This window comes from Stieleria sp. JC731 (genome assembly GCF_020966635.1).
Taxonomy (GTDB): Bacteria; Planctomycetota; Planctomycetia; order Pirellulales; family Pirellulaceae; genus Stieleria.
Genome location: NZ_JAJKFQ010000001.1, coordinates 286,151 through 299,536, shown reverse-complemented (window position 1 = coordinate 299,536; position 13,386 = coordinate 286,151). Strand labels below are relative to the sequence as shown.

7 protein-coding genes are annotated in these 13,386 nt (G+C 53.8%); 4 read left to right on the top strand and 3 right to left on the bottom strand.

Annotation, left to right across the window (positions count from 1 at the left end):
* The first annotated feature begins 59 nt into the window (after window positions 1-59).
* The 3 genes from LOC67_RS01000 (at window position 60) to LOC67_RS00990 (ending at window position 4,954) form a co-directional block, all read left to right on the top strand.
* Window positions 60-1,427: a PQQ-binding-like beta-propeller repeat protein gene (locus LOC67_RS01000; RefSeq protein ID WP_230260528.1), complete on the top strand. Its 1,368-nt coding sequence runs from the start codon at window positions 60-62 to the stop codon at window positions 1,425-1,427.
* An 87-nt stretch (window positions 1,428-1,514) separates the two neighbouring features.
* The gene (locus LOC67_RS00995; RefSeq protein WP_230260526.1) at window positions 1,515-2,738 is read left to right on the top strand and encodes a Gfo/Idh/MocA family protein; all 1,224 of its coding nucleotides are present in this window, start codon (window positions 1,515-1,517) and stop codon (window positions 2,736-2,738) included.
* 155 nt (window positions 2,739-2,893) lie between these two features.
* Entirely contained in the window at window positions 2,894-4,954 is a 2,061-nt protein-coding gene (locus LOC67_RS00990; protein WP_230260524.1) for a hypothetical protein, read from the top strand.
* 299 nt (window positions 4,955-5,253) lie between these two features.
* Here the strand turns inward: LOC67_RS00990 and LOC67_RS00985 are convergent, their stop codons facing one another.
* The 3 genes from LOC67_RS00985 to LOC67_RS00975 all read right to left on the bottom strand — a co-directional run bounded on the left by LOC67_RS00985 (window position 5,254) and on the right by LOC67_RS00975 (window position 9,530).
* A complete protein-coding gene (locus LOC67_RS00985; protein WP_230260522.1) occupies window positions 5,254-5,742 on the bottom strand; it encodes an SRPBCC family protein in 489 nt (162 codons plus the stop codon).
* 163 nt (window positions 5,743-5,905) lie between these two features.
* Window positions 5,906-7,897 (bottom strand): RNA polymerase sigma factor, encoded by a 1,992-nt coding sequence (locus tag LOC67_RS00980; RefSeq protein WP_230260520.1) that lies wholly within the window; start codon window positions 7,895-7,897, stop codon window positions 5,906-5,908.
* Between the two features lie 169 nt (window positions 7,898-8,066).
* Complete coding sequence (locus tag LOC67_RS00975; protein ID WP_230260518.1) at window positions 8,067-9,530, bottom strand: LbtU family siderophore porin; 1,464 nt, start codon at window positions 9,528-9,530, stop codon at window positions 8,067-8,069.
* A gap of 339 nt (window positions 9,531-9,869) precedes the next feature.
* Between LOC67_RS00975 and LOC67_RS00970 the strand changes: the two genes are divergently transcribed.
* Window positions 9,870-13,343 (top strand): amidohydrolase family protein, encoded by a 3,474-nt coding sequence (locus tag LOC67_RS00970; protein ID WP_230260517.1) that lies wholly within the window; start codon window positions 9,870-9,872, stop codon window positions 13,341-13,343.
* Window positions 13,344-13,386 lie beyond the last annotated feature (43 nt).

The window sequence follows — 13,386 nt, the reverse complement described above, 5'->3', positions numbered from 1 at the left end:
CGTTGTGGATATCGATCGCTGATTCCGTTCAATTCGTCATCCCCATCCGACGGAACCCAATGATGGACCACCTTGAACACACGCCCACGCGGTTGCCCAATGTTGCCTTCACGCTTGGGCAGGGACTACTGCTGGGACTGCTGCTCGTCAGTGGTCCGATCGGATGCAGAAAGCACACGCCGGTCGCTGAAGTTTCGACCGCAGAAAGTGGTATCGAAATCAAAGACCTCGCGTCCGCCATTTCCGAATCGGATTGGAACCAATGGCGAGGCAGCGATGGCAGCGGCGTCGCAACCGATCAAGAACTTCCGACGCGGTGGAGCTCCAACGAAAACATCGCTTGGTCAGTAGACGTTCCAGGTCGTGGCCACAGCAGCCCCATCGTCGTTGGCGACCTTGTCGTCGTCGGAACCGCGATCGACCAAGAACAGAAACAATCGGTCCTCGCATTTGATCGAGTCACAGGCGATCAACGCTGGAACACAGTTGTCCATCAAGGCAACTTCCCCAACCAGCGAGACATTCATCAAAAAGCCACGAACGCGAACTGCACCGTCGCGTCCGACGGAAACCTATTTGTCACCGCCCACCTGAATAACGAACGCATCTTTGTCACGGCGTTAAACTCATCCGGCGATATCGTGTGGCAGAAAGAGGTCGGCGCGTTCGCATCCAAGTTTGGCTACGCGCCATCACCGGCGATCTACAAATCGCTGGTCATCATTGCGGCCGACAATCTTGGTGGCGGATACCTTGCCGCACTCGATCTGCAGACTGGTGAAATCGCATGGCGACGGTCACGCGGTAATGCGAGTTCGTACTCCAGTCCGCGAATCGTTAATGCAGGCGGGAAAGACCAACTGCTGATCAGCGGCGGCAATCGCTTGGCAAGTTATGACCCAGCGACCGGTGAACCGAACTGGGAAAAGGAAGCAATCTCCGAAGCAACCTGCGGAACGGTTGTCACGGCCGGAGACAAAATCTTTGCTTCAGGTGGCTATCCGGAAAAAGAAACCGTTTGCTTTTCGGCCGATGGACAACGTCTTTGGTCAGACAGAAACAAGCTCTATGAACCATCGCTGATCACCGATGGAACGGCACTGTACGGTGTTACCGACGACGGAATTGCGATTTGTTGGTCGCTGGCCGATGGCTCCGTCGAATGGCGAAAACGCTTGGGCGGTAACTTCAGCAGTTCGCCCGTGATTTGCAACGCGATGGTTTATTCGGCAGACCTATCCGGCAACGTCTTTGTCTTTAAAGCATCACCGGAAGGTTATCAGCAGGTTGCCAAAAACCGCTTGGGCGATGACTGCTATGCCAGTCCAGCGATCAGTCAGTCGTCACTGTTCTATCGCGTCGGGTTCGGCAGCGGTCGAGACCGACACGAAAAGCTGATTTGTATCGCAAGCTCGACGCAGCAGTAATCGAGTGAGCAGCCGAAGTCCGCACGGCACGTTTCACTAAAGTTATAATCGCCAAGTTCAACACCCTTGAAATGGCGAGACGATCAGATGAAACGACGTGAATTTCTATCCACAGCCGCAAGCGTCTCCATTGGTAGCACCTTACTAAACCAAAGCTGCGGCGCCGAAGACCAATCGCTAGCCAAACGTCGCGTCGCGATCATCGGCCACTCCGGACGAGGCAACTATGGACACGGACTGGATACCGTTTGGTTGCAGATTCCGGAGGCACAAATCGTCGGCATCGCTGACGGAAATCCAGCGGCGGTTCCGAAAGAACTGAAGAAGCTCGGTATCGACAAGCCGATCGGCTTCACCGACTATCATTCGATGCTCGAAAAGCTTCAACCCGAATTCGTTTCGATCGGGCCGCGGCATGTCGACCAACACAAAGAAATGATTCTGGCGGCAATCAATGCGGGGGCCAAAGGGATCTATATCGAAAAACCGCTCTGCCGCTCACCTGCGGAATTCGATTCGATTTCTTCAGCCGCACGATCGGCAGGAACCAAAATCGCAGTGGCTCACCGCAACCGTTACCACCCGGCGATGCCAATCATCAAAGCGATGATCGATGAGGGCAAGCTAGGACGTCTACTTGAAATTCGCGGTCGGGGCAAAGGTGATCACCGAGGCGGTGGTGAAGACTTATGGGTTCTTGGCAGTCATGAATTCAACTTGATGCACTATTTTGCTGGTAAACCAGTGCATTGCTCGGCGCTGATGATGCAAGACGGTCATCCTGTCCGCCCATCTGATGTTCAACCGGGAAACGAAGGACTGGGACCATTGGCTGGCGATCAAGTCTACGCACGTTACATGATGGCCAACGGAGTTCTGGCTCGATACGATTCGATTGCAAATGACGAAACGTCAATGAGCTACAGCATGCAATTGATCGGATCCAAAGGCATGGTCGTCATTCATATCGACCAAGATCCGGTCGCCCATTTCATTCCTGGTAATCCATACCAGGTCCCCAACGAGCCGCGGCGTTGGATTCCCATCACCAGTGCTGGCTTAGGCAAAGCGGAAACCAACCCGCAGCTGATCAAACAAGTCCATAACCATGTTGCCGGAGTACGTGACCTGATCGAGGCTGTGGATTCTGACCACCAACCTCTGTGTAGTCTTGACGATGGCGGCGTTGTGATCGAAATGATCTGTGCCGTCTTCGCATCTCATCGGGGTACCGGGAAAGCAGTCCTGTTCCCTTTGGAAGAACGAGAAAACGCTCTGGCAAAGTTTGAAAAACAATCGCTCGGACGATAGTGGGCCTTTGGAACAGGCTTTGCAATTACATGGTGCAGTGACACTGATTGAGGTGTCACAACCGCACTGGAGGGCGGTGAGCTGGTCGCTTTTCGACCGAATATTGAAGCTCACCGATGCAACCAGCCTCTTCTAAAACCGACCGAGCTATCCCTATGAAACGATACCTGAATTATTCGATCGCAGCGATTTGCACCGCGGCGTTAACCAGCAGCACCGTGCGATCGGCCGACGCGCAGTCGCCAGCCCCGCCAAATGAGCCATCGCGCCAATTCAGCAATGAGAACGGCCTGCAGTCACCAGACAACGAAGATGATCGGGTCGAATACTTAACTCGTGGCCCGCTTCACGAAGCGTTTGCCGAACCGTTCTCGAAAGATCCCAAACCAAACCCGGTCGTCGATCGAGAACCGCCAGAACCGATCAACGAAACATCACCGGAGTACAAGCCGGAAGGCAAGAACGTGCAGTGGATCTCAGGCTACTGGGCTTGGGACGAAGATCGCGACGACTTCATCTGGATCAGCGGCGTTTGGCGAGACGTTCCTCCGAACCGACAGTGGGTTCCTGGTTATTGGGAACAAGCACCGAAGGGTTTTCGATGGGTTAGCGGATTTTGGGCCAAGACCGGCGATCGCGAAATCAGCTATCTGCCAGCTCCCCCAGAATCGGTCGAACAGGGACCTTCATCACCCGCGCCGAATGACGATTACTTTTATGTCCCAGGTAATTGGGTCTACCAAAGTAACGACTACCAGTGGCAACCAGGATATTGGGCACCTACCCAGCCTGGCTGGGTTTGGGTTCCAAGCCAGTACTATTGGACACCGCGCGGATGCGTTTATCGCCATGGTTATTGGGACCGAGAACTTGCTTACCGCGGCATGATGTTTACACCGGTTTACTATCGTCAAAACGTTTATTCCCAATCCGGATATCGCTACCGCCCACGGTACGCGTTGGACACGACGGTGTCTCTACTGGCCAACCTGTTTTTGCGACCGAACTACAACCGATATTACTTCGGTGATTACTACGGCAGCCGCTATTCAAGTGCGTATTATCCGTGGGTTAGCTACGGACAACGAAGTGGATTTTACGATCCATTGTTCTCGTACTATTCCATCCGAAACCCACAGACACTGAACTTCGCCAACCGGTACCACGACCACTTCAACAACAATCGTGACCATCGTCCGCCGCATACGATTGCAGCACAGCAGGCCTTCCTGAAAACGAACGCAGGCGCCAACTTGGACTCGGGAACGCTCCGAGCAGCTTCGATCGCGGAGAATCTGACTCGACTGGTGAACGACGATCAGTCCGAAGTTAGGCTACAACGTGTCGACCCGGGGCAAGTGACTCAACTGCTCAGCAACAGCAGCCCGGACAACCCACGAGAGTTTTCGCAGCGTCGCCGACAATTCGAGTCCAAGCGAGATCGTAACCCGAACGTCTTGGACGGGAATTTGAATGGAAACAACAAGGAAAACTCCGAAGCCTCAGCTTCGGCAAAAGCGACCTTGGATTTGCCGGTAGTCAACGCGCAGGCAAATGCTAATGCATCTGCAAATGCCGGTTCAAATTCGGACCGACAGTCACGCGGCCAATCCGAACGCGATAAAGGTCGACGACCAAACCCTGGAAATCGTCCCGAAATCGGTGAGACACTACCAGGACAAGATTCTGTGCGAGGTCAACTCGACAAAGATGCGCAGTCTGCACAAGAGCAGCTCAATCGAAACCGAGAACAGCTACAACAGAACATGGAAAAGCTGCGTCGCGAAGGTCGTGCACGTCCAGAACGCCCAACCGATTGGCCCAGAGCGATCGAACGTTCACAAACCGAACAAGCACTTCCCACAACTCCACGCCGTGGCAATTCTGAAAACGGTCCTTCGAACAACCGTCCACAAGGAATTGAGCGGACGACCAATCGTGCGACCGAACTTGGGAACTCGATTCGATCAAACAGCCAATCGGCTACCGAGTCGGTTCAGTCGCGTGCGCAACGTTCGATTGAAAACCTGAATCGTGGAATGGAACGCCAACGCGGATCCTCGGCCGAAGGACGAGCACGAGGAAACATCAATGTTGGTGGCAACAGCATTGGCTCGTCTGTCCAAGGTGCCCTTGGCTCAAACGGATCGCGTGGATCCGGTAAGGCACGTGGCAATGGCAACCAAGGACGAGGAAAAGGCAAAGGGAAAAAGTAATCACCCTTTGATGAACCGCCGCGTTACCTGATAACGCATCGACTTACTTCGAAAAGCACCTAGTTCTAAAACGCTAGGTGCTTCTTTCGATATAAAAATACGGGTTCGGGTCATCAGCCGATGGGCGTCAGCCCCGGATATTGCACTGAAACCGTGGCTGGCGCCATACGGCTAATCCTAAACACGGGTTCGGGTCATCAGCCGACGGGCGTTAGCCCCGGTTATTGCACTCAAACCGTGGCTAATGCCATACGGCTAATCCTAAAATCGAGTTGGAGCGAAGCACCAGGTGCTATTTTTCATTCGTCAGTGGGAGGCCCATCAGGAATGACCGGCTCTACAAGATTCGCCAGCTGCGTCAGTGACTCCTGCCAACCCAGATAGCACATCTCGACCGGTATCACATCCGGTAAGCCAGACTGGACGATATTCAGTTCTGAACCACAGGCGACGCTCTTCATTTCCACCGTGACTTCGATCGTGCCGGGCAGATTCGGATCGTCGAATTGATCGGTATATCGAAGTCGTTCGTTGGGCACAACTTCGACAAACTTGACTGAAAAAGCGTGGGCCGCACCGGTTCCGAAGTTCACGAAAGACATCTTGTAGCCGCCACCTACCTTTACATCGAATTCGTGCATTTTCGCAACGAATCCGAACGGTGCACTCCAGTAAACCAGCGCATCGGCATCGGTAAATGCGCGATAAAGCTTTTCCACTGGCGCTTTGAAAACTCGATGTAAGCGAACGGTGTTTCCGACTGACTTACTTGGGGCCGTATCATTCATTGCAAGAAGCGTCTCAGATTGAGTTCCATTACCACGTAAGACGAGCTTGTGACCCGTCACTTCACGCTTTGTCGAAATGGCAACTCACGAATCGACATGGGAATTCACAGTCATGGAAAATTTGTGCTGAACCAAACCCAGAGTCGTCTTGCGTGGATTTCCACTAGTTCATAAATCCACCGCCCCCCAATCCTCCTCCACCTCCGAATCCGCCCATATCGCCACCCATGCCACCAAATCCGCTTGCTCGCCGTACTGGCATTGGCCTGACGATGTCTTTGGCAGACGAATTAAATGTGCTCGAACGCAAGGCGTCAATTAAATCTTCGATCTGACGATGGATGTCGTAACGCGCACTGATAATCAGCGAAGGACGTTCCCCCGGACCGGGCCCCATCGTGCAATTGCCACCAAGAGCTTCCCAAGCATCCGGTTCAATCGAGGTTTGGATCGTTTGCATGATCGAATCGTAGTTACCATCCAAAGCCAACCCTTCGAGCCAATAAATTCTTGTCAGCAAGTTATCGTCCGCCGCTATGATGGTAGTGACGGTGGGGACGTTATTGAGCACCATCAATGTCAGATCCAGGTTGCGAAGCGCTGTCTGGATAAAGTCGTATGCGACGACTTCTTTATCCAAGTCAATATTAACGGACGTTGATGAATCGAGACCGATTTCGTCGAGTGCTCTGCGATCAACGATAAAATTGATATCGAGACTCTTTGATAACTGCACAACAGCTTCCTTTAACGGAGTCTCAACGAATGTCTCGTTAAGCCCCATGGAGAGTTTGTCAGAAAGCTCTCGCATTTTCTCGTCATCGGCATTGAGCCATCGATCGGTACCAATCCCACGATAGACCAGTTGTGTGTGATCTGCCGTGACAACGATCCCTTCGTTATCGATCGTTGCTTTTAGACCAAGCGGCTCCAAAATCTTTCGAAGCGAAGACCGCAATGGCTCTTGGCTGCTGATGTATTTGACCGGCTGATCAACGGACAACTCGGCAAACTGAATGGCTCGTTGATCCAGCAAGACCGGTAACTGAAGCTGCCTCTGCAGTTCATCGGCGAGCCCTTCGAGACTGGTTTCGATCGAAAGGTCTTCAGGACGATCCATCGCCTGTAGCAATTGCTTGGCAACTTCGCTTCGTTCTTCTTGAGGTGGTTGCTCTGCCGCTTTCGACGTGTCCGCGTTGGCCGAAGCTTGAATCTTAACGGCAGGGTTCGCATTTCCCGAACCGCCTTTTTGAATGTTCGCCGGCCCCAGTTGAGCTGTGATAACGTTGGTTCCGTTGTCTCCACCTGCACCGACAACGTTCGCCGGTGGTTGGACCAATAACAAACCAAGCGTTCCGATCATCGCCGCGCCGCAGCCAAGGCCAAGGTTCATTGGTGACATAAATTTGTTCCCTGTCGAGAGAAGAGGTTTGACAAGACTTTCCGGAATCGGAGGAGAAGGAGGAACTGTGGTTGTTCCAAGTGTTTGGATCAATTGCCCAGCCATCGAGCCGGCTTCTGCGTTTGTCGCCTGTGTCGCGACCGATGCGGTAAACGCAACCAAGGGGACAACGCCACGACGACGTAATCGACTGGCAAGCAGTTTCTTTCCGCGTTGCAACCGCCCACGGATCGTCCCGACGGTTGTGTCGAACCGCTCCGCCATCTTTTCGATCGGGTGACCTTGATAGACTTGCATCAACAAGACCGCGCGATAGCGTTCCGGCATCGCGGCAAGCTCTTCATCCAAGATCATCGACTCGTGTCTCGCGGCGATTTCGTCAAGCGGATCTTCGCTCACCACCATCTCCTCGCTCGCTAGCAGGTTTTCGTTGACCTCGATACCGCGATCATTTCGCTGCAGTGTCGCGACCGATGAACGCTGTGCCACTCGGTGCAACCACCCCGCCAAACACTCCGGCTGCCGAATCTTGCTGCCATTTTTTGCAAGCAGCAGAAATGTCGTCTGATAAGCATCTTCTGCATCGGAATGGCAACGGCATTTGCGCTGACAAACGCTGAGCACCATCACGCTGTGGCGCCGAACCAACGCTGAAAAGGCATCAGCCAACCGGTCCCGGTTCCACGCATCAAGCAACTCCGCGTCACTGGCGGACGCAAATGGATCATGCTTGGACCGGTTTGTTTCACTCATTTCGCTGCACTGGTTCATGGTTCGTACCATGTTAGTGCTGCGAAACAGCCGAGCGGCGCGCAAGAAAACGCCAAAATAGAAATTTCGTCTATACAGCGTTTCCCGACTATCCGGCGAGATGCCGGTCAGGTGCTGGCGCAAAGACTCCGACGGGTAGCATTTCCCGTGACTACAGAACGATCGTCATCCCCAGAACCAAGCTGTCCTGGACAACATCGCGGTCGCTGACGGTCGTGATATTGATCAATGGCGCAAAGCCGAGGCTGCGAACGTATTCAACCGAACAGGTTGCGTGCGGTCCCATGCTCAGCCCCATGCCAACCGCGAACTGTTGATTGAATTCAAATTCGCTTCCCGATTCGGCCTGATGACCGTCGCTCCAGCTGATCGCATATCGAGCCGGTCGACCATAGCAGAGCGAATCGTACGCCGCTTCGGCACGATAGGCACTGACAGGATAGCTTGTGACTGGCCAATCGCCGGTCGTTGAAACGAACTCACCTTGAAAAGTGAAATCCCGCACCTTGAGTTCGGCGTTTACATCCCAAGCATGATTGGCTTCACCAAACAAACCGGTATCCAAATGCTCCGCGACAAGTCCGTCGTAGATTGTGCCATACAAAAACCCCGCCCCCAAACGCCAACTGAGCTGCCGCTGTCCGCCACTGATGATCATGTTCGCGGCAAAGTTGTTGATCTTTCCCTTTGCTTCTGAATCAGCCAAACGAATGCCTCGGCCGCCGTTGATTCCCGTTAGCGTTGCGCTCAAGTTTTCGTCTTGATACCCGACTCCGACACCTTCGTGCAGTGCCGCGAAGTAGTGCCAAACGACCGATTGGCTAAACGGCAATAGCGTTCCCATGTCGCCAAAGGAAACGTTCTTCTTTCCGATAAACGCATACCAGGGACTTTGCGCCGGATCGCCAAACACCGCGTACGCTTGTCGAACCTGCAGGCTTCCTTGTTTGAAATCAGGAAAGGTAAAGACATCCGAGAACAGCAGTTCGCCGTATCCACTGATCCACGGATTGACATAAGTCGCCATGCCCAAGTTCGCTTGCAACAACCTCGCGTCGGTCGCGGAACTTCCTGTGAAGTCAGCGGGAAAACGTCCCAGGTAGCTGAACTTGTCGTCTCGATTGGTCGTCGCCGCCAAGATCGATAGCCTGGCTTGGGAGCCGACCAGAACCACTGGCTTACCGGACCAACTGGCATTCTCGTCGCGTAGCAGTAACTGCTTTTCAGTCTGGTGATTTTGAAAGTCCAACAGGTCACCGAACAGCTCTGTGTCCAGCTGAATGAACGATGGCTGAAATCGCGAGCCAGCGCGATGGTTGTACGGCAGGCTGTATCCAGGATGACCGACTGTATGCGCGTCGTAGGCGATTTCCTGTTGAACCACCGACCAAGGTTCCGCGGCAGGTTCAAACGGAACGACAGGCCCACCTTGCGGATCACCATCTAAAGCGCTGTCAATGTCGCCATCCGGATCGCTCGTCGGCCCCAGCGGTACCTCTTCGAACGATTCGTAGCCAGGCAGCGAATCGAACGCGCTGACATCCAATGCCGTGCTCACCTCGATCAACAAGGCAACGCATAACGCGAGTAAGGTCCATCCTGTTCTTTGCCGCATCGCAATCCATCGCCGCATTTAGCCATCCTGATCCAGACCCCACAAAGGTGGCCCCGGTAGAGTGTGGTGATTCCGCCATACGGTGAACGAAGCCAAACGCGAAGTCACGACCTGCACAGAAAAATCACCACGAATCACCTTATCGACAAACTTTACCGCGTCGGCACAGTTTATCTTTCGTGAAACATTCGGATATGAAACACAGCTAAGGGGAGCCTCCCGATCATTGCGTTGAACGTCTTTCTCGTTTCGAGCGCGGTACGTTTTCTGGCTTGTTTCAGCGAATTAACATAGCGATTCCACTCTCGCTTGCCCCCGACTTCAAAGGGAAAGATTTACATGTCGATCCGTTGCCTGAGGACTGTCGCTCGTTCGGCGATCACCACATGGCTGCTTTCAGTCAGCCTGTTTGCCGCCGATGCCACGCCGTCCAAAGAACAAGAGGACACCCCCTCCAAGGAGACGTCCTCGAAAACTTGGGACATCGAATCACCTCCAGGGAAAGCATCCAGTCAGCCCATCGACGTTACCGAAGGCACATGGATGAACCTGGACGTCAGTCCGGATGGCAAAACGATCGTCTTTGATTTGCTAGGCGATATCTACAGCATGCCAGTCGAAGGCGAAGAACCTCGAGAGCCTAAAAAGCTGACCTCGGGAATCTGCTGGGATATGCAACCTCGATTCAGTCCCGATGGCCAATGGATCGCTTTTACCAGCGACCGAACGGGAAAGAATGAACGGGCAGGTGACAACATCTGGATCATGCGTGCCGACGGAAGCGATGCACGACAAGTGACCAACGAGACATTTCGTCTGCTTAACGGCCCTGCTTGGTCACCCGATGGAGATTACATCATCGCGCGAAAGCACTTCACCAGTCGCCGGTCACTCGGTTCAGGTGAAATCTGGATGTACCATCGCGCTGCCAAAAGCGCATCGGCAATGAGCGGGGTGCAACTGACAACAAAACCGAACGAACAGAAGGACGTCAACGAACCGATTTACTCGCCCGACGGCAAGTACGTTTACTACTCGCAAGACACCACGCCCGGAAGCAACTTCGAATACGACAAAGATTCGCACGGACAGATCTACACGATCAAGCGTCTGAACCTTGAAGACGGTGACACCGAAGCGTTCGTCACCGGTCCTGGTGGAGCCTGCCGACCAACGCCATCGCACGATGGCAAGTCACTCGCATTTGTTCGCCGCGTCGGTGCCAAGACAGCACTACACGTTTTGGACCTTCAGTCCGGAGCGGTACGGATGGTCTATGACGAACTCGAACGTGACATGCAAGAAGCATGGGCGATCCATGGCGTCTACCCCTGCTTCGCTTGGATGCCCGACGATCAATCCATCATCGCTTGGGCCAAAGGACAGATTCGCCGAATTGATATTCAAAGCGGTGAAGCCACAGTCATCCCATTTCACATCGTTGATGAACGTGAAATTCGCGATGCCGTTCGATTTGCAGTCGATGTCGCGCCGGACACATTTCCCGTCAAGATGCTGCGCTGGGTCAACCAGTCCCCCGATGGCAAGCATGTCGCGTATCAAGCGTTAGGCAAAATCTGGTTGAAAGAATTGCCGGACGGCGAACCACGACGCCTAACCGAACAAGAAGATCATCTGGAGTTCTACCCCAGCTTTTCTCGCGATGGGAAATACATCGTCTACTCAACTTGGCACGACAAAGACCTGGGATCGATTCGCGTCACCGCGCTCGATTCGAGCAATGCTGAAAACTGGACGGTCACCGACGCGCCCGGTCACTACTTGCAGCCGGTGTTCTCTCCCGACGGGCAAACAATCGTTTTCATCAAATCGGGCGATGGCTACCTACGATCACCGCTCTGGTCTCGTGAACCTGGTCTTTATCAAATCGCCGCCCGAGACGGTGAACCAAAACTGATCACGCAATCCGGCGAAACGCCGCAATTCGGTTCCGAAAGCGACCGCGTTTATTACCTAAAAACCAATCGCAACTCCGATGCAGACAACTTGATGCTCTGCTCGATTGGGCTCGACGGAAAAGACGCACGTGAACACCTCAAAAGCACTTGGGGAACCACCGTTCAAGTCTCTCCTGACGGAAAATGGGCGGCGTTCATTGAACGGTTCAACGTCTATGTTTCGCCACTGGTCAAAGCTGGCAAGGCGATCAACATCGGCCCCAAAGGCTCTTCACTACCGATCGCCAAAGTCAGCCAACAAGCTGGCGACTGGTGCCACTTCTCGGGCGACAGCTCCAAGCTGCTTTGGACACTCGGACCAACGCTTTACAGCAAGCCTCTGGACGAAGCATTCGCTTTCTTGAAAGGCGAAACTGAAGACGTCGATTCCGAGGAAGCCACAGAAAAGCCTGATGATTCTGAATCCGACGAAGACGCATCTTCCGAAGACGCTGACGATAAAACCGATGACTCGATCGAAGAACTGGCGATCGGATTCGATGCAAAGACAGCTATTCCTGAAACCGCTTATGCTTTGGTCGGCGGCAAGATTGTCACGATGGGCAAGCAGGGCGTGATCAATCCCGGCACGATCATCGTTCGTGGTAATCGCATCGAAGCTCTCGGCGCCAAATCGGACATCGATATTCCTGATGATGTCAAAGTCATCCCGACACCCGGCATGGTCATCCTTCCTGGGTTGATCGATGTGCACGCACACGGCCCAATGTCCAGCGATGGCATCACGCCGCAGCAAAACTGGGTCAACTATGCACGACTTGCCTTCGGCATCACGACTGCACATGACCCGTCCAACGACACAGGCGGAACGTTCTCGGCGATCGAAATGATTCGTGCCGGCAAAACGCTTGGGCCGCGAACCTTTTCGACCGGTACGATTCTCTATGGCGCCGCGGGAAGCTTCAAAGCGGAGATCGAAAACCTCGACGATGCCAAGTTCCACCTGCAACGGATGAAAGCGGTCGGTGCCTTCAGCGTTAAAAGCTACAACCAACCGCGACGCGACCAGCGACAACAGGTCCTTGCCGCCGCACGTGAATTGGAAATGATGGTCGTTCCCGAAGGCGGTTCGACTTTCATGCACAACATGACAATGATCGTCGATGGCCATACCGGGATCGAACACACGCTTCCCGTTCAAAGCGCTTACGATGATGTGTTTGACCTTTGGCGAGGTACCAACGTTGGCTACACGCCAACTCTGTGTGTTGCTTACGGTGGTATCTCCGGGGAACGCTACTGGTACGAAGTTGACGACGTCTGGCGGCACCCACGACTGAAGCAATTCTTGCCACCGCACAAGCTTCATCCACAATCACATCGTCGACAAAAAGCCCCGCTGGAAGATTACAACCACATCCGAGTTGCTGAGATTGCCAAACAAGTCGTCGATGATGATGGTCTCGTTCAAGCCGGTGGTCACGGGCAGCTAAACGGAATCGACACCCACTGGGAATTGTGGAGTTTTGTCCAAGGTGGCATGACCCCAATGCAATCGCTTGCTTGTGGAACCATCAAAGGTGCCAAATACCTTGGACTCGATGGCGACATCGGATCACTGGAAACGGGCAAGCTGGCCGACCTGATCGTGATTGAACGAGGTTTCGATCCGACGGAAGAAATCCGTCACTCCGACAAGATCGACTTGGTGATGATCAACGGCCGTCTTTTCCGAGCATCCTCGATGGAAGAGGTCGGCGGTGCGGAACAGCCCGCACCAGAGTTCTTCTTCAGCAACGGGCAGACGATGACCGCACCGATCATGTCGCGACTGCGTGGCTGTGAATGTTGCCGCCCCGGTGGATTGCCAGACTGGATGCTTCAATCCAAATAGCCTGGCCAGCGGAGACGCGACCCAAAGCGTCTTTGGCCTTTAT